The sequence below is a fragment of the Bacillus sp. RC51 genome (assembly GCF_044908115.1).
Lineage (GTDB): Bacteria > Bacillota > Bacilli > Bacillales > Bacillaceae_G > Bacillus_A > Bacillus_A mycoides.
The window spans coordinates 122535-147495 of the sequence record NZ_JBIYCW010000005.1 but is presented as its reverse complement, the minus strand read 5'-3'; the positions used below and the strand labels follow the sequence as shown (position 1 = coordinate 147495).

At 35.7% G+C, this 24961-nt stretch carries 23 protein-coding genes; 5 read left to right on the top strand and 18 right to left on the bottom strand.

Annotation, left to right across the window (positions count from 1 at the left end; genetic code table 11):
- Window positions 1-55: 55 nt before the first annotated feature.
- Entirely contained in the window at window positions 56-391 is a 336-nt protein-coding gene (locus ABH959_RS12980) for a hypothetical protein (RefSeq protein WP_002185200.1), read from the bottom strand.
- Window positions 392-529: 138 nt separating this feature from the next.
- Here ABH959_RS12980 and ABH959_RS12975 point away from each other — a divergent pair, with 138 nt between their 5' ends.
- Window positions 530-931 (top strand): hypothetical protein, encoded by a 402-nt coding sequence (locus tag ABH959_RS12975; protein WP_016096373.1) that lies wholly within the window; start codon window positions 530-532, stop codon window positions 929-931.
- 40 nt (window positions 932-971) lie between these two features.
- Here ABH959_RS12975 and ABH959_RS12970 read toward each other — a convergent pair whose 3' ends face one another.
- The 6 genes from ABH959_RS12970 to ABH959_RS12945 form a co-directional block, all read right to left on the bottom strand.
- Window positions 972-1691, bottom strand: coding sequence for a class I SAM-dependent methyltransferase (locus ABH959_RS12970; RefSeq protein WP_078178703.1), 720 nt, complete (start codon window positions 1689-1691; stop codon window positions 972-974).
- Window positions 1692-1772: 81 nt separating this feature from the next.
- Entirely contained in the window at window positions 1773-3467 is a 1695-nt protein-coding gene (locus ABH959_RS12965; RefSeq protein WP_404467711.1) for a peptide ABC transporter substrate-binding protein, read from the bottom strand.
- A gap of 417 nt (window positions 3468-3884) precedes the next feature.
- On the bottom strand, window positions 3885-5600 hold the full coding sequence (locus tag ABH959_RS12960; protein WP_078178701.1) for a peptide ABC transporter substrate-binding protein: 1716 nt from the start codon (window positions 5598-5600) through the stop codon (window positions 3885-3887).
- A 304-nt stretch (window positions 5601-5904) separates the two neighbouring features.
- The gene (locus ABH959_RS12955; RefSeq protein ID WP_242310421.1) at window positions 5905-7617 is read right to left on the bottom strand and encodes a peptide ABC transporter substrate-binding protein; all 1713 of its coding nucleotides are present in this window, start codon (window positions 7615-7617) and stop codon (window positions 5905-5907) included.
- Window positions 7618-7974: 357 nt separating this feature from the next.
- A complete protein-coding gene (locus tag ABH959_RS12950) occupies window positions 7975-8781 on the bottom strand; it encodes an ABC transporter permease subunit (protein WP_404490796.1) in 807 nt (268 codons plus the stop codon).
- Window positions 8774-9667 (bottom strand): ABC transporter ATP-binding protein, encoded by an 894-nt coding sequence (locus ABH959_RS12945; protein ID WP_002014324.1) that lies wholly within the window; start codon window positions 9665-9667, stop codon window positions 8774-8776. The genes ABH959_RS12950 and ABH959_RS12945 overlap by 8 nt, the downstream gene beginning before the upstream one ends.
- A 164-nt stretch (window positions 9668-9831) precedes the next feature.
- On the opposite strand from ABH959_RS12945, the gene ABH959_RS12940 reads away from it, so the two are divergent.
- Window positions 9832-10425 carry a TetR/AcrR family transcriptional regulator gene (locus tag ABH959_RS12940; protein ID WP_404492677.1) on the top strand — a complete coding sequence of 198 codons (594 nt, stop codon included), beginning with the start codon at window positions 9832-9834 and terminating at the stop codon, window positions 10423-10425.
- 25 nt (window positions 10426-10450) lie between these two features.
- On the opposite strand, the gene ABH959_RS12935 is transcribed toward ABH959_RS12940, so the two are convergent.
- The 8 genes from ABH959_RS12935 to ABH959_RS12900 form a co-directional block, all read right to left on the bottom strand.
- Window positions 10451-11482, bottom strand: coding sequence for an oxidoreductase (locus tag ABH959_RS12935; RefSeq protein ID WP_404492676.1), 1032 nt, complete (start codon window positions 11480-11482; stop codon window positions 10451-10453).
- A 292-nt stretch (window positions 11483-11774) separates the two neighbouring features.
- Window positions 11775-14198, bottom strand: a complete 2424-nt coding sequence (parC, locus tag ABH959_RS12930; protein ID WP_002087770.1) for a DNA topoisomerase IV subunit A — start codon at window positions 14196-14198, stop codon at window positions 11775-11777.
- A gap of 1 nt (window position 14199) precedes the next feature.
- Window positions 14200-16164, bottom strand: a complete 1965-nt coding sequence (gene parE, locus ABH959_RS12925; protein ID WP_002014314.1) for a DNA topoisomerase IV subunit B — start codon at window positions 16162-16164, stop codon at window positions 14200-14202.
- Between the two features lie 377 nt (window positions 16165-16541).
- Window positions 16542-16955, bottom strand: a complete 414-nt coding sequence (locus tag ABH959_RS12920) for a CoA-binding protein (protein ID WP_016092071.1) — start codon at window positions 16953-16955, stop codon at window positions 16542-16544.
- A 79-nt stretch (window positions 16956-17034) separates the two neighbouring features.
- Window positions 17035-18276 (bottom strand): S1C family serine protease, encoded by a 1242-nt coding sequence (locus ABH959_RS12915; protein WP_404492674.1) that lies wholly within the window; start codon window positions 18274-18276, stop codon window positions 17035-17037.
- A 203-nt stretch (window positions 18277-18479) separates the two neighbouring features.
- Window positions 18480-19157, bottom strand: coding sequence for a response regulator transcription factor (locus ABH959_RS12910; RefSeq protein ID WP_002087776.1), 678 nt, complete (start codon window positions 19155-19157; stop codon window positions 18480-18482).
- 18 nt (window positions 19158-19175) lie between these two features.
- Complete coding sequence (nrdG, locus tag ABH959_RS12905; protein WP_016092073.1) at window positions 19176-19628, bottom strand: anaerobic ribonucleoside-triphosphate reductase activating protein; 453 nt, start codon at window positions 19626-19628, stop codon at window positions 19176-19178.
- Entirely contained in the window at window positions 19625-21481 is a 1857-nt protein-coding gene (locus ABH959_RS12900) for an anaerobic ribonucleoside triphosphate reductase (RefSeq protein WP_328009876.1), read from the bottom strand. The genes nrdG and ABH959_RS12900 overlap by 4 nt, the downstream gene beginning before the upstream one ends.
- A 225-nt stretch (window positions 21482-21706) precedes the next feature.
- On the opposite strand from ABH959_RS12900, the gene plsY reads away from it, so the two are divergent.
- The gene (gene plsY / locus ABH959_RS12895; RefSeq protein ID WP_002014306.1) at window positions 21707-22303 is read left to right on the top strand and encodes a glycerol-3-phosphate 1-O-acyltransferase PlsY; all 597 of its coding nucleotides are present in this window, start codon (window positions 21707-21709) and stop codon (window positions 22301-22303) included.
- 109 nt (window positions 22304-22412) lie between these two features.
- Window positions 22413-22703, top strand: a complete 291-nt coding sequence (locus ABH959_RS12890; protein WP_002014303.1) for a HesB/YadR/YfhF family protein — start codon at window positions 22413-22415, stop codon at window positions 22701-22703.
- 26 nt (window positions 22704-22729) lie between these two features.
- Here ABH959_RS12890 and ABH959_RS12885 read toward each other — a convergent pair whose 3' ends face one another.
- On the bottom strand, window positions 22730-23149 hold the full coding sequence (locus ABH959_RS12885; RefSeq protein WP_000495812.1) for an acyl-CoA thioesterase: 420 nt from the start codon (window positions 23147-23149) through the stop codon (window positions 22730-22732).
- Between the two features lie 109 nt (window positions 23150-23258).
- On the opposite strand from ABH959_RS12885, the gene ABH959_RS12880 reads away from it, so the two are divergent.
- The gene (locus tag ABH959_RS12880) at window positions 23259-24551 is read left to right on the top strand and encodes a glycoside hydrolase family 18 protein (RefSeq protein ID WP_002014302.1); all 1293 of its coding nucleotides are present in this window, start codon (window positions 23259-23261) and stop codon (window positions 24549-24551) included.
- 76 nt (window positions 24552-24627) lie between these two features.
- Here ABH959_RS12880 and sspN read toward each other — a convergent pair whose 3' ends face one another.
- Both sspN and ABH959_RS12870 read right to left on the bottom strand, forming a co-directional pair.
- Complete coding sequence (gene sspN, locus ABH959_RS12875) at window positions 24628-24762, bottom strand: acid-soluble spore protein SspN (RefSeq protein WP_000527988.1); 135 nt, start codon at window positions 24760-24762, stop codon at window positions 24628-24630.
- Window positions 24763-24805: 43 nt separating this feature from the next.
- Window positions 24806-24949, bottom strand: coding sequence for an FbpB family small basic protein (locus ABH959_RS12870; RefSeq protein ID WP_002014298.1), 144 nt, complete (start codon window positions 24947-24949; stop codon window positions 24806-24808).
- Between the last annotated feature and the right edge of the window lie 12 nt (window positions 24950-24961).

The window sequence follows — 24961 nt, the reverse complement described above, 5'->3', positions numbered from 1 at the left end:
TTAATTTTCTAACATTTTATCATATAAATAAAAAACACGCCTTTCACAGCGTGTTTCATTGCTTCACATATACCTCAACAATTGGATTATCTTTATTATCTGCATGTAAACGTATATTCTCTTCACCCGTATTATAAATGCTAGCTACCAGCATAACTGTTAACAAATTCGGTATTTTCGCATCACTCCCATATTTTCGTTCAAGAGCTTCTGTATACTCGAAATCCAAATCACCCTGCACATATGTATACACTTCAAAACCATCTTCCAAATTACAAACTACTGTATCTATAATATCCGCTCCTACTTGCTTCTTCATTTCACCTCGCAATGCTTCTATAAATTCTTCCCAAGGAACTTCGTACGTCTGAAATTGATCTGTAGATTTCATTTCATTTCCTCCTCACTATATATCCTGTTCGTATATTTCCCCTTTCCTATAACAATTATGATAGATAGGTCATTCGTACAAGCCGCACTTGTCCCCCTTACATATCGTATTACTGTAATGGGGGAAGGAGGAAAGAACATGCATAGACAAAAATGTTATAATACATGCCAACGTTATTTCGGAAAAGTTGTTCGAATTGAAGATCGTGATGGTCATATCCATTTAGGAAAAATAATAGACGTGACAAATGATTCTGTTTGGATTGAGCCAGTACAGCAGCGTTCATCTTTTGATACAGGATTTGGATACCATGGCGCATATTCAAACGGCGGATGTGATATTTGCGGCGGTCTTAGCAGATGTGATAACTGTGGATTTGGATGTGGTGGTGGATTCGATGGTGGATTCAGTGGTGGATTCGGTGGCTGCGGATGTGGCCGTCGTGGTTGCGGCGGTTGTGGCTTTGGTGGCGGCTGGGGATTTGAACTCGGATTTGGCTTTATTTTCGGAATTACTTTGGCTGCATTATTTTTCATCTAACATAGTAAAGAGTTGACTATCTTTAGCCAACTCTTTTTCTCTATTTTTCACATATAAAAATGCGATGCCCTAAAATATGTTGATACATAAGCAGTACTTGTTCGTGTTGCACCCACGCCTCATACAATTCTTCCGGAATAAACGGTGATACATTCCACTCTGGCTCTTCCATATGTCCTGCAACTGTTTCTGCAATAGTTCCGCCACCCCCAATTGTAATTCTTTTAAAATTTGCTGCTTTAAATAAATGAATCCACTCATTCTCAGTTAATAATTCTTTCATACCGTATAACTGTCCAATCTTTTCCTCCTCTTTCTTCTCAATATGTTTTTCGGTAATCATTTCAATGACAACAAGCTTTCCATCCTTTTGTAATACACGATAACATTCCGAAATAACCTTTTCTTTATTTGTAAAAGCGAGTATAGATTCTCCAAGTACAAGCTCAAAAGAATCATTTAAACACGGTAACCCTTCTACATCGCCTTGAATCAATTGTATATTTAAACCATCAAACAACCATCTATCTTTCGCTTTTTGAATCATAATTTCATTCTTTTCAACCGCTGTCACTTTATAACCCAATTCTTTTGTCATATACGCCGCTGTTTTCCCCGTGCCGCAACCTATCTCAAGGACACTAGCCCCATGTCTAAGTGGCAATTGAGATAATAATTGTTTTGTTAACGTAAAACCACCAGGATGAGCACTCCCTATTCCGTAATAAGCTAAGAAGTCGATGTAAGTATTCCGTTCCATACGATTCTCCCTTTTTTATTTTATATATTCCAGGAAGGAAGAAAAGTGCATAAAAAAAGGGCGCATCACGCGCCCTCTCTCTTACTTATCTTCACCAATATATGCCCATTTGTAGCTGTAATCTCCACCAACTGGATGGTGAATAATACCTTTTACTTTCGGTCTTTGAACAAGAGCATCACCACGTTGATATAATGGTGCAATTGCTGCATCGTCAAGTAACATTTTCTCAGCTTTCAGTAAGCTATCCCAACGCTCTTTCGTTTTCGTTAATAGCTCGCCTTTACCTTTTTCTACAATTTCATCATATTTTGGATTTGAATATCCAGTTTGGTTATGAGGACCATTTGTAACGAACATATCAATGAATGTCATTGGATCTAAATAGTCAGGTCCCCAGCCAGCGTAAGATAAATCATAATCTAGATCTGATTCTAATTTTAATTTTTGTTTAAACGGTTGGTTTTTCAAATTCACTGTTAATCCTGGTAAGTTCTTCTCAAGCTCTCCTTTTAAGAACTCCCCTACTTTTTTCGCATTATCGCTATCATAGTTTAATAGCTCTACAGTTACTTGCTCTTTTCCAAGTTCTTTTTTCGCCTTTTCCCAATGCTCTTTTGCTTTTTTCACATCTGTTTTTAAAATATCTCCATTTTCTTTACGGAAGTCTTTTCCATCTGGACTCTTCGCAAATTCTTTTGGTACTAAGTAATCTGCAGGTGTAGATCCGTCATTTAAAATAACATTCGTTAAGCCTTTTTTATCATACGCCATCGCAATCGCTAAACGTAAATCTTTACTCTTTAACACTGTATCTTGGCCACCACGTTTTTGGTTTAAACGTAAGAAGTACGTTGACGGTGTTTTTTGTGTAAAGAAGTCTGGATTTGATTTATATTTGTCAACCATTTCAGATGCAAGTGCAGCACGATCGATTTGTCCACTTTCATATAAGTTTACACGTGTACCACTATCTTTTACTACGTTAAAGTTGATTTCTTCTAACTTAACTGTTTTATTATCCCAGTATTGTGCATTTTTCTTTAACTTCCAACCTTCTTCATGTTTCCAGTCTGTTAATGTAAATGGTCCGTTGTATAACGTTGTATCTGATTCTAAACCGTATTTTTCTCCTTTTTCTTTTACGAATTTTTCATTTAACGGATAGAATGTTCCGAATGAAGTTAATTCTACAAAGTAAGGAACTGGATTTTCTAATTCTACTTCTAATGTGTAGTCATCTACAGCTTTTACACCTAACGTATCAAGTGGTGCTTTCCCATCATTAATTGCTTTTGCGTTCTTTAAATCAAACATAATGTATGCATATTCCGCTGCTGTATTTTTATCCACCGCACGTTTCCAAGCAAACACAAAATCCTTCGCTGTTACAGGGTCTCCATTTGACCATTTTGCATTTTTATTTAATGTGAATGTATATTTTTTACCATCATCACTCTTTTTATATGATTCAGCAACCCCTGGTGCTGCTTTATTATCTTTATCAAGTCGATATAAACCTTCCATTACGTTGTTTAAAGCAAGAAACGATACTTGGTCTGTCGCTTTAGCAGAATCCATAGATGGAATCTCTTGGCTCTCCGTTAAATTAAGTACTTGCTTTGCAGCTAATTTTCCGCCTTCTTTTTCGCCACTTTTCGGCGTTGTGCTTGCCTTATCTTTATCCCCTGATCCAGAGCAAGCTGTTAATGCCATACTCATTACTAGAACTGGTGCTACAACCGCTGTTAATTTTGTCATCTTTTTTCTCTTCATTTTTTTGTACCCTCCCCAATTATATGTACGATATTAACATTTAGAGATTCTCTATTAACTTTCGTTATCAGAAAATTCTTATTAATTAATATTCTACTGTTTTTTCGAGTTTTGTAAAGTAGTTTTGTAAACTTTCTAAATATTTATTTTTTTATGATAGTAACTTGTTGTTTTAACTACTATATGAATTATCCCCCGTCTACTATATGTAAACATATCTCCTCTTATTCTTCGCTATTGCTAAGTTCTATATTTTTCTTATAAAAATGATATCACTAGCTATTTTATTGAATCCCTTCTACTATTCCTACAGTAGAATTTTAAAGGTGACCTCAAAATTCCCATGTGTCTTATTCTCATATTCATACAAAAAAAGCATTTCAAAAGCATATTAACCACTTTTGAAATGCTTTCATATTATTTCTTTCCGCCATCCTCAGTTACATACGCCCACTTAAAGCTATATTCTGGACTAATGTTGTGTTTCACAATTCCTTTTACATTTGGCTTCATTACATATGATCTTCCTGTTTGATATAAAGGAACTAACCCTGCATCTTCTTCAAGGAATAATTTTTCTGCTTTTCCTAACGCTTCCCAACGTTTCTTCGGATCAGACAGTAATTCATTACCTGCTTTTTGTACCATTTCATCGTATTTCGGGTTTGAATAACCCATTTGGTTATACGGGCTCTTCGAGTCAAACATATCAATAAATGTCATTGGATCCGCATAATCTGGGCTCCAGCCTGCATAAGAGATTTCATAATCTTGCGCTGACTCTAATTTTAATTTTTGTTTGAACGGCTGAATTTTCGTATTAATCGTTACACCTTTTAAATTTTTCTCAATTTGATCTTTAACATAATCAGCAATCTTTTTCGCAGTTCCATCATCATAGCTTAGTAATTCAATTGTAACTTGATCTTTTCCAAGTTCCTTTTTCGCTTCTTCCCATGCAGCTGCTGCTTTTTTCGTATCTTGTTTCAGACCATTTTTAAACGTATCTTGGTAATCTTTACCATCAGGTCCTGTCGCAAGCCCTTTTGGAACCAATTGATCTGTTGCTTTTGATCCATTATTTAAAATAACGTTTGCTAAGCCCTTTTTATCAACTGATAACGCAATTGCTTCACGAAGTTTTTTGCTCTTTAACGGTGTATCTTGTCCGTTACGCTTTTGATTTAAACGTAAGAAGAATGTACTTGATTCTGCATACTCACCGTATTCATCTTTATTCGATTTATATTTATCTACAAATTCTCCTGACAGTAATGTAAAGTCAATCGATCCTGTATCATATAAATTTACTTTTGTAGCCACTTCTTTTACAACGCTGTAATTAATTTCTTCTAATTTCACAGTCTTATTATCCCAATACTTATCATTTTTCTTCAGCTGCCAACCTTGTTCATGTTTCCACGATGCCATTACAAATGGCCCGTTATACAATGTTGTATCTGCTTCTAAACCGAATTTCTCTCCTTTTTCTTTTACGAACTTTTCATTTAAAGGATAATATGACGGGAATGCTAATAGGTTTAAGAAGTACGGTACCGGTTTTTCTAATTCTACTTCTAGTGTATAATCATCTACAGCTTTTGCTCCTAATTCTGTTGCAGGTTTTTCACCTTTATTAATCGCTTCTGCATTTTTAATATAGTAAGCAATAAATGCATATTCTGCCGCTGTGTTTTTATCAAGTAAGCGCTGCCATCCATATACGAAATCTTTCGCTGTTACAGGATCTCCATTTGACCATTTCGCATCTTTACGCAGTTTAAACGTATATTTTTTACCATCTTCGCTTTTCGTACTTGATTCTGCAGCAGCCGGAATAGGCTTATTATCTTTATCAAGACGATATAATCCTTCCATTGTGTTCCCTAAAATTTGTGCCCCTAACGTATCAGTAGATTTAGAAGTATCCATCGTTGGAATCTCTTGGTTTTCCGTACGATTTAATACTTGCTTCGCTGCATATTTAATATCAGATTTTTTTTCTTCCCCACTATTAGATGTAGTAGTCGTTTTCTTCTCCCCACCTGATCCAGAGCACGCTGTCAATGCAACACTCATTGCTAAAACTGGTACTACAACCGCTGTTAATTTTTTCATCTTTTTTCTCTTCATTTTTGTACCCTCCCTAATTATATGTACATTACCAACCCTTGAGAGACCCCTTGCTAACAATTAGTTTTCTGAAAATTACAACTAATATTATTCTACTCTTTTTTTCGCATTTGTAAATAGTTTTATTTTAAATATTCTGATTTTAATATTCGTAATTTAGTATGATTTATCCCCCATCTACTATATGTACGTACTATACCCCTTATGCTTCTCTATTTAACTGAACTAAAAATTAGTATTTTTAGCTCAATAAAAAACATTCCAAAAGTAGAATAACCACTTTTGGAATGTTTTTTAAATTCTATTACTTTCCGTCTTTTTCAGTAATATAAGTCCATTTGAAGCTATACTCTGGACTGATGTTATGGTGAACAACGTCTTTTACATTCGATTTTTGAACGTAAGCATCACCACGTTGGTATAGAGGTACAAGCGCTACATCTTGCTCAATAAGTAGTTTTTCTGCTTTTCCTAACTCTTCCCAACGTTTCTTCGCATCACCCATTAATTCTCCGCCAGCCTTCTTAATCATTTCATCATATTTCGGATCAGAGAAGCTCATTTGGTTATGAGAATGCTTAGACTGGAACATATCTAAGAATGTCATTGGATCTGCGTAGTCAGGTCCCCAACCAGCATATGATAAATCATAATCTTGCTCTGTTTCTAACTTCAGTTTTTGTTTGAATGGTTGAAGTTTAATGGTAACTGTTACACCTTTTAAATTTTTCTCAATTTGATCTTTAACATATTCCCCAACTTTTTTCGCATTACCTGTATCATAGTTTAATAGTTCAATTGTAACTTGGTCTTTACCAAGTTCTTTTTTCGCTTCTTCCCATGCAGCAGCTGCTTTTTTCGCATCTGGCTTGATACCATTTTTAAATGTTTCTTGGAAGTCCTTACCGTCTGGTCCAGTTGCTAATCCCTTTGGTACTAAGAAGTCCGCAGGTTTAGATCCATCATTTAAAATAACACTTGCTAAATTTTTCTTATCGATTGAAAGTGCAATTGCTTCACGTAATTTTTGACTCTTTAATGGTGTATCTTGTCCACCACGTTGTTGGTTCATACGTAAGAAGTACGTACTTACTTGTGAGTATGTTCCAAACTCATCTTTATTATTTCTATACTTATCAACAAATTCTCCTGATAAAAGTGCAGAATCAACTGCACCTGTATCATATAGGTTTACCTTTGTAGCTACTTCTTTTACTACACTGTAATTAATTTCATCTAATTTTACAGTCTTTTTATCCCAATATTGATCATTTTTCTTTAGTTTCCAGCCTTGTTCATGTTTCCAATCAGTAAGAACGAATGGTCCGTTATAAACTGTTGTATCAGATTCTAAACCGTATTTATCGCCTTTTTCTTTTACGAATTTTTCATTTAATGGGTAGTACGATGGGAATGCAACTAGATTTAAGAAGTATGGTACTGCTTGTTCTAATTCAACTTCAAGCGTAAGGTCATCTACTGCTTTTACACCTAATGTAGATACTTCTGCTTTCCCTTGGTTAACTGCTTCTGCATTTTTAATTGGGAATGCGATAAACGCATACTCAGCAGTTGTTTTTGGATCTAATAGACGTTGCCATGCAAATACGAAATCTTTTGCTGTTACAGGATCACCATTTGACCATTTTGCATCTTTACGTAGTTTAAATGTATATTTTTTACCATCCTCACTCTTCGTGCTTGATTCTGCTGCAGCTGGGATTGGTTTGTTATCTTTATCTAATCGATATAAACCTTCCATCGTGTTCCCTAAAATTTGAGAACCTAATGTATCTGTATTTTTAGAAGTATCCATTGTTGGAATTTCATTTGTCTCTGTTCGATTTAATACTTGTTTCGCTGCTAATTTTTCCCCTGACTTGCTATCTCCACTTGAGCTAGAATTTGTACTTGTCTTCTTATCTCCACCTGATGTAGAACATGCTGTTAATGCCATGCTCATTGCTAAAACCGGTACTACAACTGCTGTTAGTTTTTTCATTTTTTTCTTTTTCATTTTCTGTACCCTCCCTAATTCTAAACGATATCTATTTAAGAATTTTCTGATAATTCTGTTTTTCTTTATATATTTATCAGACGATTCTTACTACTTCTTATTCTACTAATTTTTTAAAATTTGTAAAGTATTATTATTAAAAATTTTTAAAAAATTATTTTCTTACAGTAATATTCATAAAAATTCTATATAGTTTTTTAACATCATTTTTCCTCGTTACATATACACTATTTTAATAGTGTATATTATGTTTTTTAATAAACATACTGTAGATTATCGTTAATAAATAATGTATATTCTAGAAATCTTTTTCCTACAAAAACGAAAAAAGCCCACTTTCTCAGTGGACTTTCTAATTTACAACGGTAAATCCCTCTTCCTAAACACTACAATTGCTACTATGAAGATACTAAGCGCTCCAGCAGTTAAGCCTATACTTACTGGCCATATATTATATGTTCCTTCAGCAATTTCTTTCGGACGAAACAATGTAAATAAAGATATATTTCTCATCCACTCTAACTTATCACTTAATTTACCTACCATATCTAATACGAAAAATAAGATAGTTAAACTTGCTGAATAACTTAGTGCCTTTCTTTCGTCATTACATATACAAGAAAAGAAGAATGAATAAGCACTAACTACTAAAAATATTAGTCCTCCGACTACATTTATCTTCAAGAATAATTCTTTATTTAAGTTATTATCTTGTAGAAACCACTCTGCACCTACTATACCCGCTACATACGTAACAGTTACTATGATTAGTAGTCCCAATATGAGAATAGACGCTTGTGTAATAGCAATTTGCACCCTGGATACAGGTGTTGCTAATAAATATGCCATCGCCCCTTTATCTACATGACGAGCAATTAAATGCGTTGCAACCGTGACACAAAAGATTGTTAAAATGATAATAAACAATAGGCTATAATATTCACCAGCTAAAAAATCCATTACATTTTGAATTGGACTTTCCATTCCAACAATTTTTTTTACACTATCAGGCATGGCACTTATTAATTCATTTAACCCTTTCGCTGAAACCATCGATGGGAATATCCAAATTAATAACCATAAATAAAGAGCTGCACCAGTCGCATAACTCAAAATACTTTTTTGTGTTTCTTTCAAACTAGCTAAAAATAATTGTTTATTCATGCTTTATCCCTTCTTTCTTATCGTAATAATGCATAAATAAATGTTCTAAATCCATTGCTCTTGTTTGAAGTGCAGTTACATTATATTTTGAAAGTATTTGTAAAACAGTTTGATAGTTTCCTTGTACAATAATTGATGCTGTTTTCCCTTTCACAGCCTCGAATTGTAAATTTGATTGTGTAAGTGACTCAATTTCTTCTTGCGCTGATACTGTTACATCTATCACCTGTCGTCTCATTTCTTGTAAATCATGAATATTTTCAACTGTTACAAGGCAACCATCTTTAATAATCGCTACTCTGTCACAAGTTCTCTCAATTTCAGTGAAAATATGCGATGACATAAGAATCGTTTTCCCTCTTTGCTTTTCTTCTAATATTAAATCTATAAATATTTGCTGCATAAGTGGATCGAGTCCTGATGTCGGTTCATCTAAAATTAGCACTTCTGGATCATGCATAAATGCCGCAACTATACCTACTTTTTGTTTCATTCCTTTAGACATTTTTCGAATTGGTGTTTTCACATCGAATTGCAGACGCTCTATCAAGTCATCACGTCTCTTCGTTTCCTTTAACCCACGCATTCCTTGCATCAAATTTAAAAATTCTAATCCATTCATTCCTTCAATAAAAGAAATTTCTCCTGGTAAATAGCCAACTTCTCTTTGAATTTTCGCAGCATCTTCCCAACAATCTAATCCGAAAATTGTCGCTTTACCAGCCGTCGGTTTTATAAATCCCATTAAATTACGAATCGTTGTTGATTTCCCAGCACCATTTGGTCCTAAGTAGCCAAAAACTTCCCCTTCTTTCACTTCAAATGTAATATCAAACAAGCCTTTTCCATTTGAAAACTGTTTTGTGACATTTTGAACTGAAATCATAAGCCCACCTCATTTTTTGAAATATTTAATGTATGATATTTCAAAATTATTGTACTCCTCATCTTTCATATTCGCAACAACTTTTTGAAATATTTATATGTCCATATTTCAAAAATATTGTTTTCAATTATTTTTTCTTGTATATTTTAAATGAGGTGATTGCTTTGAACGGCTTTGAAAAAGTGAAAGAAAAGAAAAAACGTGCCATTAAAGATGCGGCCTTTAAATTATTTTCAGAACGTGGATTTAATGAAGTGAAAATAGAACATATTGCAAAAAAAGCAAACGTTTCTCAAGTTACAATTTATAATCATTTTGGAAGTAAAGATGCGTTATTTAGGGAGCTCATACAAGAATTTATAATATCTGAATTTCAATATTATAAAGATCTTGCAGAAGAAAACTTACCTTTTCATGATATGATGCAAAAAATGATTGTAAGAAAAATGAATACTGGTGGGTTATTTCAGCCAGATATGTTACTACAAATGATGCAAAGGGATGAAGAGCTCCGAGAGTTTATTTATAGTTATCAAAACGAAAAAATCCTGCCTTGGTATTTAGAAATACTAGAACAAGCACAGCAAAAAAATGAAATTAACCCTCACCTTACTAAAGAAATGATGTTACTATACATTCAAATGTTCACTAAGTTAGGTGATGATTTCGGGGCACAACTTCTTGAAGGAGATCGAGAAAAACATATACAAGATATAGTCACTATGTTTTTTTACGGTCTTTCTGTTCCACAAAAATAAAAAAGACACGAAATTCGTGTCTTTTTTATTTTACCGCAATGACTCTACCCGTTTCACTACTTTCAGTCGCCAATTGAATCAATTTAATAACGTCTAAACCTTCTTGAGCAGTTACAGGTAGTTTTTCACCATTTAATATGCTATCTCGCACGCCTTTATAATACATGTCATAGCAGCCGACTTCTGTTGGAATACGCTCTAAGCTTTCTTCTGTTTCTAAAGTAGCAAAATTCTCTTCAGGGTCTGCTCCATAACCATTATCTCCCGGCTTCATTCCAGTCTTTAATTGTTCTTCCTGTGAATCCATACCATACTTCACGATAGAACCTTTATCTCCATGCAGTGTAAAATGTGGTCCAGCTTGTTTCACATAACTGCTACTATGTAAAATGACACGCTTTACTCCGTAGTGAAGTACAACATGGAAGTAGTCATCAATTTCTGCACCTGGTCGTTGCTTTATTACATCAGCATGTATCGCATCTGGTTTCCCAAATAATGATAATGCTTGATCAATTAAATGTGAGCCTAAATCATATAAAATTCCTGATCCCGGTAAATTCTTTTCTCTCCAGCGATCACGTACATGTGGGCGGAAACGATCGAAATGCGCTTCATATGCGTATACATTCCCTATTCTTTTTTCTTCTAACAATTTCTTTATCGTTAAGAAATCATTATCCAAACGGCGATTATGATACACACTTAAAACGACATTATGTTGCTTCGCTAATGAAATAAGTTCTTCTCCTTCTTCAATTGAAACAACGAATGGTTTTTCCACAACAACATGCTTGCCGTGTACAATTGCTTCTTTTACATATGGAAAATGGGTTGTATTCGGCGAAGTAATAACCACTAAGTCAATATCAGCTCGGTTTACTAATTCATCAATTGTACCAACAACTTCAGCATTTGGTAATGCTTGTTTCACTACTTCTTCTTTTGATGATAAAATAGCACGAATATCGTATTCTTCTATCGTTTGTAATAACGGGATGTGAAATGTTGTACTAGAAAATCCAAATCCTACAATCCCTACACCTATTTTTTTCATGTTGCCCCTCCATTTATCCCGCTATTTGCGGGCAGTAAGATTCCTACCTCAAAATTCAGCGAAAGCAAAGAAATTAGGTGAGGAATCAACTGCTCGTAAAAGCCCGATTGGTGAAAGCTAATAATCAGTGGGGGATGAAGAAAACCCCCACTGATTAAAGTTTCACTTTATGAGAACGATTTCATCTCATTATTATAACAAGATTATTTTTATATACATAACGTTTTGCTCATACATACCTTTTCATAACTAAAAACCTTGCTAGTTATACACTAGCAAGGTTTTTTCACATTTACTCTGTTCGTTTTTTTGTCCACGTTTCAATTACTTCACCAGTATCATTAACATCTAGTACTAAACTACCATTACTATACCGGTCTTTATTTCGAAACGCTTTCGGATCAATTTCTTCTACAATGTGTTTCTCTGTCTTCATGTAAACTAATTCATCATCTCGAACAATTTCAATACCGACAATGCGGTACGGATTACGTTTTAACTCTTTAAAAATTACAAGGCCTCGCTTCGCCCTCGTTGATTTCTCAATTTCCGATGCCTTTATACGTTTCACAGCACCTCGCTGCGTAACGAGAATAAGTTGATCTTTTTCACCATTTAACGGTTTACCAGAAGCAACATAGTCATCTTCTTTTAAATTAATTGCTTTCACACCAGCTGCTCTGACACCAACTGGACTTACTTCTTCTTCATTGAATACAAGTGCATATGCACCATGTGTTGCAAGAACAATATCACTTGTCCCATCTGTCGCAAATATATCAACAACTTCATCATCTTTTTTCAAGTTTACAGCAACGAATGCCCGTGAATAACGCTGCACTTTATATTGGTTTAATTCTGTTTTCTTAATCATACCGTTTCGTGTAACAAATACGATAAATCGTTTTTCTTCTTCAAAATTCGGTACGACTGTTGCCCAAATTAACGATTCATCTCGCTCGAGTGAAACAAGATTCGCAACGTGTTGACCTAAATCTTTCCAACGAATTTCTGGCATTTCATACACAGGAAGATAAATATAATTTCCTTTGTTCGTAAATAAAAGAACGGTTTCTGTCGTGTTTGTATCGAAACGCTCAAGTAAGATGTCACCCTCTTTCATACCGAAGTATTTCCCGTTCGATGCATTATGCGAACGCCAACCTGTTCGTTTCACATAGCCTTCTTTCGTTACAGTAACGATGACATCTTCTTGCGGAATCATAACTTCCACATCGATTTTAATTTCTTCAATTTCCTCTTCAATTATCGCACGGCGATTATCACTATATGTTTTCTTTACTCTCTTCAAATCTGTTTTAATAACTTGAAAAAGTCTTTTTTCACTTTGTAAAATTGACTGTAACTCTATAATTTTCTTACTAAGTTCCGCTGCTTCTTGCTCTAGCGCTGTAATATCTGTATTCGTTAAACGATATAATTGCAGTGAAACAATTGCTTCTGACTGCGCCTCTGTAAATCCAAATTTCGCACTTAAATTATCTTTCGCATTACGCTTATCTTTAGACCCACGGATCGTTTCAATCACTTCATCTAAAATTGATAATGCTTTCTTTAAACCTTCTACAATATGCTGACGATTTTCTGCTTTTCTTAATTCATATTGTGAGCGTCTTGTAACAACTTCTTTCTGATGTCCAATATATGCATCCAAAATCTTAGGTAATGTCATAAGTGTCGGACGACGATTATTTATCGCTACCATATTAAAGTTGTATGGAATTTGTAAATCTGTATTTTTATATAAATAATTTAAAATACCTTCAGCATTCGCTTCTTTTTTTAATTCTACAACGATACGAAGACCTGTACGATCTGTCTCATCACGTACTTCAGCAATTCCATCTAGCTTTTTATCTATACGTAATTCATCCATTTTCTTAACAAGATTCGCTTTATTTACTTCGTACGGAATTTCTGTAATAACGATTTGTTGCTTCCCGCCACGAATCGTTTCAACCTCTGCTTTTCCGCGAATAATAATTTTCCCTTTACCTGTTTCATACGCTTTTTTAATGCCATCTATCCCTTGTATAATACCACCTGTAGGGAAATCTGGTCCTTTAATAACTGTTAACAAGTCATCCACAGAACTATTCGGTTGATCGATACGCATCATTGTAGCATCAATTACTTCTCCAAGATGATGTGGTGGAATTTCTGTTGCATAACCAGCGGAAATCCCTGTAGATCCGTTCACTAATAAGTTCGGGAACATTGCCGGTAATACAATAGGCTCTTCACTCGTATCATCAAAGTTTGACACGAATTCTACTGTTTCTTTATCAAGATCACGTAATAACTCAGATGCGATTGGTGATAAACGTGCTTCCGTATAACGCATTGCCGCTGCTGGATCCCCATCAACACTACCGTTATTTCCGTGCATTTCAACTAAAACATTACGTACTTTCCAAGTTTGACTTAAACGGACCATCGCCTCATATACAGAGGAATCACCATGTGGATGATAATTACCGATAACATTACCTACTGTTTTAGCTGATTTACGAAACGCTTTATCATGTACGTTTCCTTCTACATACATAGAATATAAAATACGTCTTTGTACCGGTTTTAAACCGTCACGCGCATCTGGAAGCGCGCGGTCTTGAATAATATATTTACTATAACGTGCAAAGCGGTCACCTAACACGTCTTCAAGCGGGAGGTCATGAAACTTCTCTGCCTGCATGTTATTCCACCTCCGTCTCCATAATCATTTCATTTTCTAAAATATTTCCTTCTTCTTGCATACCAAATTGTACATTACGCTCAATCCATTTACGGCGAGGTTCTACTTTATCCCCCATCAACGTCGTAACTCGGCGCTCAGCTCTTGATGCATCGTCAATTTTCACACGTATTAACGTACGTGTTTCAGGGTTCATCGTTGTTTCCCATAATTGATCGGCATTCATTTCGCCAAGTCCTTTATAGCGCTGCAACATGTAGCCTTTACCGACCTTTTTCGTTACATCACCTAATTCTTCATCAGACCATGCATATTCAATTACTTCACTTTTCCCTTTTCCTTTACTTACTTTATATAAAGGTGGAAGTGCGATAAATACTTTACCAGCTTCAATAAGTGGTTTCATATAACGGTAGAAGAACGTCAGTAGTAACACTTGAATATGTGCTCCATCCGTATCTGCATCAGTCATAATAACAACTTTATCGTAGTTAATATCTTCAACAGCGAACTCATTCCCTACGCCGCCGCCAATTGCGTAAATAATCGTATTGATCTCTTCATTCTTAAAAATATCAGCAAGCTTTGCTTTTTCCGTGTTAATTACTTTACCACGTAATGGTAGTACCGCTTGGAAACGACGATCTCGCCCTTGCTTTGCTGAACCACCAGCCGAGTCACCCTCTACTAAATACAATTCGTTTTTCTGAGGATTACGTGATTGTGCAGGTGTTAACTTCCCGCTTAAAGTACCTTCTGATTTTTTCTTCTTCTTACCAGTACGCGCTTCTTCTCTCGCTTTACGAGCAGCCTCGCGTGCTTGTGCTGCTTTAATTGCCTTTCTCACAAGAAGTGTAGCTACATCCGGGTTTTCTTCTAAAAAGTAAGCTAAATGCTCAGATACAATTGCATCAATTGAAGAACGAGCTTCACTTGTACCTAGTTTCCCTTTCGTTTGCCCTTCAAACTGGAGTACGTCTTCTGGTACACGTACAGAAACAATCGAAGCTAATCCTTCTCGAATATCTGTACCCTCTAAATTTTTGTCTTTTTCTTTTAATAAAGAAACTTTACGAGCATACTCATTGAACACACGTGTCATTGCCGTTTTAAATCCAGCTTCGTGTGTACCACCGTCTTTTGTACGTACATTATTTACAAACGAAAGAATGTTTTCTGAGTAACCATCATTAAACTGAAACGCTAACTCTGCTTCAATTCCATTTTGCTCACCCGAGAAATATACAACTGGATGAATCGAATCTTTCTCTTCGTTTAAGTATGAAACGAAAGCCTCAATTCCTGTTTCATAATGAAACACATCTTCTAAATCATTACGTTCATCTTTTATCGAGATTTTCATTCCTTTTAATAAGAATGCAGATTCACGTAATCTCTCACATAATGTTTCATAATTATAATTTGTTGTGCTGAAAATAGTTGTATCTGGTTTGAAGTGCATCGTTGTACCAGACTCTTTCGTTTTCCCGATTTTCTCTAACGTCGTTGCAGGAGTACCACCATTTTCAAAGCGTTGTTCATAAATGCTACCATCTCGCTTAATCGTTACTACTAGCCATTCTGATAAGGCGTTTACAACTGATGCCCCAACACCGTGTAAACCACCACTCGTTTTATAGCCTCCTTGGCCAAACTTACCACCAGCATGAAGTACAGTTAAGATAACTTCAGGTGTCGGCTTTCCAAGCTTATGCATTCCCGTAGGCATTCCTCGCCCTTTATCAATTACGCTAATACTATTATCTTTATGTATTACGACAGAAATTTCGTCGCCAAATCCCGCTAATGCTTCATCAACGGAGTTATCTACTATTTCATATACTAAATGATGCAATCCACGGCTATCCGTACTCCCGATATACATACCCGGGCGTTTTCGAACGGCTTCAAGTCCTTCTAACACTTGAATTGCATCTTCATTATATTGGAACTGATGCTTCGCCAAACTCCTTGCCCCTTTCCTAATCAAATCAGAACATATGTTTCTATTATAGAATAACGCCTCGACTATAGTTTTGGCAAGTTATCTTATCTCTTTTATATACTATTTTCAATAGAAAAATCCTTGTTTTTTTCACAAGGATTCCTCTAGGCTACTATTTCAGAAAAATAATCGTTTGTCAACGAGAAATGGATATGTATTCCAACATTATACATTCCAAACCTTTATCATGATCCAAATGATCAATATCCAAAATGGGATAACAAGTAATAATCCCCAAAAACAGCCTTTAAAAAATCTCATGATGAACACCTCGTTCATCCGCCCTACTTATGTAAAAAGCGAGGGCTGAATCAATCTTTCTATCTTTAAAATCTATACTATTTTGTCATTACATGCTCTACTTTAATGCAACGATCCATTATTACTGTGTAGCCTTTTTCTTGTAAAAGTTTATATGTATCTTCATCTTGTACTCCTAATTGTGCCCAGAAAACATCTGCATCAATCTCTACAAACTCTTCCGCAACATCCTTTAAAAATTCTGAGCGACGAAACACATTTACAATATCAACATGTTCTTTAATATCCGTCAGTGAAGAAACCGCCTTTTCTCCGAGTACTTCATCTACTGTTGGATTTACTGGAATAATGCGGTACCCAGCATCTTGCATTGCTTTTGAAACCATATACGATGTGCGTTCTGGCTTATCTGATAATCCAACAACTGCAATCGTTTTACTTTTCTTTAATACTTCACCAATTTCCGTACGAGTTGGGTTTTCAATTGCCATAATTAATCCCTCCTATTTCTTTAGTATATCCGATAAAGAAAGTCTCTTTCAACATGAAAGAGACTTTCTTTTATTCCGATTATTGATTCTTAGTAGCTGAATTATCTGCTAACGTAGCTGATTTCGTCATTTTTTGACCATTGCGATAGAATGTAACTTCTACTTTCTCGCCTACTTTTTTCTTTTCATATAAATATTTACGGAATTGAAGTGAATTTTCTACTTTTTGATCATCTAACGCTACTACTATATCATATTGCTCTAAACCAGCTTTTTCTGCAGGTGATATTGGATAAATTTTACTTAATACAACGCCGTTTGTTACTTCTTTCGGTACTTTCAATTGATTTACTGCATAAGCTTGCACATCTTCTAATGAAACGACACCGACTCCTAGTGCTGGACGTTTCACCACTCCATCTTTTTCAAGTGATTCAATAACTGGTTTTGCAATGTTAATTGGAATTGCAAAACCAATACCCTCTACTGATTGCTGAGCTATTTTACTTGAGTTAATACCGATTACCTCACCGTTTTGGTTAAATAGTGCACCACCACTGTTACCAGGGTTAATCGCTGCATCTGTTTGAATAACTTGTGCTTGCCAATCAGGACGTTTATCACCATCAATATCAACTGGAATTTCACGCTCTTTACTACTGATGATACCCTCCGTTACACTTCCATCAAATCCTAATGGATTACCGATTGCAATTGCTTTTTCACCCGCACGGATTTTACTGGAATCACCTAAACTTGCAACTTTATTCACATTAGATCCATCAATCTCTACAACAGCTAAGTCCAACCAAGGGTCCTTACCAACTAATTTTGCATCGACTTGCTTTCCATCGCTTAGTTTAACGGCAAGTTTATTTGCACCATCTACTACGTGGTTATTTGTTACGATATATGCTTTATTTCCTGCTTTTTTATAAATAACACCTGAGCCTGTACCAGCTGTTTGTTCTTGACCTGTCGGTTGCATCGCAAATGGATCAACACTTTGTTGCATATTAATCACACCTACAACAACATCCTTCGCGCCTTCGATCATTCCCGGTAAATCAGTTTCATTTTTCGCTTTATTTACAACTGGAACTACAGTTCCTTCTACTTGTTTATTAGAATTGAATGACGAAACAGCTGCATCATTATTTTGCACCCATGGCATGTACGGTGCTGCAAAACTAATCGAAACCGCCCCGACTACAGCTCCAACTAAACCTGTGAAAAAATATCCTTTTTTACTACCTGATTTTTTCACTTCTCTCGTTTCACTATGCTCTTCATTCAAATTCGGTCCGTCGTAATATCCCATGTTTTATTTCCCCTCCCTGGTGAATTCGTACTTTCAGTATAGTCACATTTTGTGTCCTTCTTGTGAACTCATCGTGAAATCCAATTAAAAAAATACTCCTATCTACCATTGTAGACAAGAAACGTATTTTTTGTACATTCCACCTACAAAGGAGAGTGTAAATTTGCTATATCCCAAAGCCGGGATGCATAGTAGCTTAAAGGTTATTCTTCGAATTTGTAACCTACTCGAATAACAGTGCCGATATGCTTCGCCTTATCTCCTAGCTTATTTCGCAGTTTTTTAATATGTGTATCAACTGTTCGGTCATCACCGTAGTAATCATATCCCCATAACTGATCTAATAAATGTTGACGTGACAACACAATTCCTTTGTTCTCCATTAAATAAACAAGAAGTTCAAACTCCTTATGTGTCAATATAATTTCTTCACCATCTACTAAAACTGTTCTAGATAGTCGATTCACTTCTATTCCAGCTAAAGACATAGTATTTTCTTCTGATACTCCTACTGCTCCATCCGCACGTTTCAATAACGTCTTTGCACGAGCTACTAACACTTTCGGACTAAAAGGTTTTGTTACATACTCATCTGCCCCTAGTTCAAAGCCTAGTAATGTATCATCCTCATCAGAACGTGCTGTCAGCATAATAATTGGTACCGCTGACTCTTTTCTAATTCGTCTACAAACAGACCAACCATCTATTTCTGGTAACATAATATCTAACATAATTAAATCAATTGTATGTTCAGCAAATAATTCTAGCGCTTTTTTTCCATCTTCCGCTTCGATTACTTCAAAGCCTTCATTACGAAAATAATCACTAACAATTTCACGTAATCTTCTTTCATCTTCAACAAGTAATACTGTTTTATTCATATAATCTATCCCGCCTTTTTACTCTTTCAATCGAATAATACGTTGATTGGAGCTTCCGCGAAATGGAAGTGTTAAATCTTTTTTCTCGATTTCAAATCTTCCATCGACTAAAACATCCCCATACTGTAACAACTCTATCATATCATTATTTCGAGAACTCTGTATCTCTTCTAACGTATAACCTGTATACATCCATAGATTTTTTTTCAAATCTTGCACAGCTTTTGCTACTTTTTTCACTTCAGCAGCTTGGAAGAATGGATCTCCACCTGAAAATGTTACATCTGTTAATGAATTACTTTCAATCTCTTTCACAATTTCTTCTACCGTCATTTCAGTTCCATTGCAAACATTCCAAGATTTCGGGTTATGGCATCCGAAACAACGATGCGGACAGCCCGCAAAAAACACGACTGTCCGCAACCCTTCTCCATCTACTACACTATCATGAATAATATTCATAACTTTCATTTATGCTTCACCCGATCCATCTCTTCACTACGTTTCGCGCTATTCCACTTTGACATATCTCCAACAAGATATCCTGTTATGCGGCGAATTCTTTCTATTTCATTCTCATCTTCATTCCCGCAACTCGGACATTCATTCCCGATAATGCCATGATAACTACAGCACTTACAACGATCAACAGGATGGTTAATTGAACCGTACCCCACTCCGTACTGCGCCATCGCTTGTACAATTTGCTTTAACGCTTTTTGATTATGCACAGCTGCACCATCTAGTTCAATGTACGTAATATGTCCGCCATTACAAAGAGCGTGGAACGGTCCTTCTAATCGAATTTTATCTATCGCTTGAATATTGTAATACACCGGTACATGGAACGAATTTGTATAATAATTATGATTTGTCACACCGCTAATTACACCAAATTCTTCTCTATCTTTTTTCACAAACTTTCCTGATAACCCTTCTGCTGGCGTTGCAATTACAGAGAAATTGAGTTGATGTTCTTCCATCGCCTTATCCATTCTCTCTCTCATAAAGGAAATAATTTCATATCCAAGCTTCCACGATTCTTCATTTTCTCCATGATGCTTTCCAGTTAACGCTACTAAACATTCTGCAAGACCGATAAAACCAAGACTTAACGTCCCTTGTTTTAAAATCGGTGCCACAGCATCTTCAGGTTGTAACGTCTCTCCACCGCGCCATACACCTTGTGAATATAAGAACTGAAAATCTCTTGCTCTCTTTGTACATTGATAAGCAAATCTCTCTAATAATTGCTTAACGCCTAAATCTAAATAATAACTTAGCGCTTCAAAAAACGCTTCTTTTGAACCACTAATTAGCGCTAATTTCACTAAATTAATAGAAGTAAACGATAAATTCCCTCTTCCAATTGCTGTTTCTTCCCCATGTATATTAGACATAACACGAGTACGGCACCCCATATAACATACTTCACTTTCAGGTCGACCGTCATAATGCACAGCATTAAACGGAGCATCTAAAAACGAAAAGTTAGGGAATAATCGCTCAGCGGTCGTTTCTAACGCTAATTCAAATAAATCATAGTTCGGATCACACTCTTCAAAGTTCACGCCTTTTTTCATTTTGAAAATTTGAATAGGAAAAATCGGTGTTTCCCCTTTACCAAGTCCAGCTTGCGTCGCTTTTAAAAGTTGCTTAATTAAAAGTCTTCCCTCTTTCGATGTGTCTGTTCCGTAGTTAATAGAAATAAATGGTACTTGTCCCCCGCCCCTACTATGCATACTATTTGAATTATGAACGAAAGCCTCACACGCCTGATACGTATCATTTTCTGTCTCTTTCCATGCAAATTCCTCTATTTGTTCTTTCGTAAGCGGATATGACTGTAGTCGTTTTTTATGTCTCTTTACTGTTTTTCTCACATATGGAGCTAAATCAATATCAAAGAGTGCAAACGATTGACCACCGTGCTGCATATTTTGATTCGCCTGAAAAATAATTGAAGAAAGCGCCAACGCACTTTTAATGTCTTGCGGTTGTCTCATATGTCCATGGCCAGTATGAAAACCGTTAGCTAGCATTTGCGCTAACGGAATTTGCGAACAAGTCGTCGTTCCTGTTGCATAAAAATCTAAATCATGTGGATATAATATATTTTGATCTATCGCTTTTTTCACTTGATCTGATAATAATTTTTCTACTGCATAATACTTTGCGCTCTCAGATGCGAACGTTCCCATTACTCCCATCGGAGATCGACCATCTACATTTGCATTTTCCTGCATTAAATCTTGTTCATTACCGTGGATAATTGTCTCAAATACTTTCATTAATTCTTCTCCACGTACATTTTGTTTCAACATTCATAACCCTCCACCAACATGTTGTTGTCTTTTGATTAAAATCATACAACATATAGTTCTTCTGTTCCTGTGAAAAATGTAACATTCCTGTGAAAGTTTTTTTAAAAATTAATGACTTTTTCATTTATAAAAAAGAAATGTGCTCTTTACAAATGTATGGTACAATAAATGGGAAAAACTCTTTTTACCCTTTATCAACACATTTGTATAAAGGAGACTGAACTCATGGTTATTACATATCTTTTATTTATCGTTGCCTATCTACTCGGTTCGATTCCATTTGCATTAGTCGTTGGAAAAATTGGTTATGGAATCGACATTCGTGAGCATGGAAGCGGTAATCTAGGCGGAACAAATACATTCCGTACATTAGGGAAAAAAGCAGGTTTTATCGTAACAATTGCTGACATTTTAAAAGGTACATTAGCAACAGGTCTACCGATTATTTTCGGGTCAGATATTCACCCACTATGGTTTGGATTAGCCGCTGTTCTTGGACATGTCTATCCGATCTTCGCAAAATTCCGCGGGGGGAAAGCAGTTGCAACTTCTGCTGGGGTGCTATTATGCTATTCACCAGTTGTTTTTGCAATATTAGCTGTTGTCTTTTTCAGCCTTTTATTTACAACAAGATACGTATCACTTTCTTCTATGATAACAGCTGTCGTTGCTGTTATTGCATCCATTGTTAGCGGGGATAAAATCTTCATTATTGCGATGTGTTTATTAGCAGGTATGGTTATTTATAAACACCGTGCAAATATCGGACGAATTATAAATAAAACTGAACCAAAAGCAAACTTTTCAAAAAAGCAAAAATAAGATCGTAACCCACATAACGCAAAAAGAAAACGTGAAGCATATTAATAGCGTCTTTTTGCGTTATTTTTTATACTAAAAGAAAAAGCAACATAATTTGGAGGAACTATACATGAATCTTTCCGTAACAAAAGAAGCAGCACAATGGTATAAAAACGAATTAAACTTACAATCGGGTGAAACAATACGCCTTTTCGTACAATACGGCGGTTGCAGTACTGTGCAAAAAGGACTTTCTTTAGGTATTCGTAAAGATGACCCTGCGCACCCTGCTGTTCAAACTCAAGAAGAAGGTATTAACTTCTTTATTGAAAGCGATGATGAGTGGTTCTTCGATGGACATAATTTATTAGTTACACTTAACGACGGTGATGATTTCCCTCAATTTAATTATGAAAAATAAAAAAGCGTGGCTTCTGCCACGCTTTTTTATTTCTTTTTAATTTCCTCATATTTCGCATACCACTCAGGATATAATTTTTTAAATGATACAGGGCGGAACCCTTCTTTTTTCGCACAAATATTCGTCGTGCTTGCAGTAATACAAAGTTCGCCATCACCATTATAAATTTCATATCCATATACAACGCGGAGCGGGCTCACAGTATCAACCCACGTTTTCACAATAGCTTTTTCTCCATAACGCATCGCTTTACGATATGAAATTTGTAAGTCTAACACAGGAGAAATAATTCCCTCTTTCTCCATTTCAACATATGAAAATCCTAAATCTTGTATAAGTTTCGTGCGCCCTAGTTCAAGCCACACTAAATAGTTTGAATGGTAAACAACACCCATTTGATCTGTTTCCGCATAACGGATTTCAACTTCATGTTCTGCTACAAACATTTCTATTCGCCTTCTTTCACTTCTGTTCCCTTGCATACATTTAATCATAATACAGTGGAATCAAAAATAAAATAAAAACAGTGAATCTTTTACCGAAAGGGGCAAGCACATGATTCAAATTGTAACTGTTCGTAGCGGTGATAGCGTATATAGTTTAGCCTCAAAATATGGATCTACACCTGAAGAGATTGTAAAAGACAATGGACTAAATCCAGCCGAAACACTCGTTGTTGGTCAGGCACTTATCGTTAATACGAAAGGCAATAATTATTATGTACAGCCTGGCGACAGCCTTTATCGAATTTCTCAAACGTATAACGTTCCTCTCGCCAGTTTAGCTAAAGTTAATAACCTTTCATTAAAATCTATTCTCCATGTCGGACAGCAATTATATATACCGAAAGGAACAAAACGAGCAGTAGAATCCATTGCTTATTTACAACCTTCAACAATACCGATAAAAGAAAGTTTAGTAACTGCTACACGTGCTATCAACCCATTTTTAACATATTTAGCCTACTTTAGTTTTGAAGCAAAAAGAGACGGTACATTAAAAGAACCAACCGAAACAGCGAAAATCGCTAATATTGCAACGCAAGGTAAAACCATCCCTATGCTCGTTATTACAAATATCGAAAATGGAAATTTCAGTGCCGATCTGACCTCGGTTATTTTACGCGATGCAACAATTCAAAACAAGTTTATTACTAACATTTTGCAAACAGCTGAAAAATATGGCATGCGAGACATTCATTTCGATTTCGAGAGTGTGGCACCTGAAGATCGCGAAGCCTATAATCGTTTTTTACGAAATGTGAAAACACGCTTACCTAGCGGGTACACATTAAGTACAACGCTTGTACCGAAAACAAGTTCCAATCAAAAAGGGAAATTTTTTGAGGCTCACGATTATAAAGCACAAGGACAAATTGTTGATTTCGTCGTCATTATGACATACGACTGGGGTTGGCAAGGTGGCCCACCAATGGCGATTTCCCCTATTGGTCCTGTGAAAGAAGTACTTCAATATGCAAAATCTCAAATGCCTCCACAAAAAATTATGATGGGGCAAAATTTATATGGATTTGATTGGAAACTTCCGTTCAAACAAGGGAATCCACCCGCAAAAGCAGTTAGCTCTGTCGCAGCTGTTGCACTTGCTCGTAAATACAATGTTCCTATCCGCTATGATTTCACAGCCCAAGCTCCACATTTTAATTACTTTGATGAAAACGGCGTACAACACGAGGTTTGGTTTGAAGATTCGAGGTCTATTCAAAGTAAATTCAATTTAATGAAAGAACAAGGCATTGGTGGTATTAGTTACTGGAAGATTGGTCTACCATTCCCACAAAATTGGCGTTTACTCGTTGAAAACTTTACAATTACGAAAAAAGGCTGACGAAAGTCAGCTTTTTAAATATTTTTATAATATTATCCAAACACACAAAAAGGAGAATGATGACATTCTCCTTTTTTTAACCGTTATCAACAATTGGTTGTTTGCCAGTTTGGTCTTGCATTTGCTTCCCTTTATTGCCACCAGCTTTTTTCGATTGTGTTCCAATTTGATTTGGTGCAAAGTCTTTTGAATTCTTTTTCGGATTACCCATTACTATCGCCTCCTTAACACTAGTATCGTACTAGTGTTAAGAATTATTCAGCCTGCTTAAAAAGTTTCATTTCATAACGTTTTTCAATTCGTTTTTCAATTCGATCCATTGCATCACGATCGCTTAATAATTGTTGTTTATTTTCATTTACAAGTTCTTCAAACGATCTACGGCGACTTCTTCTCATGTTGCTCACCCT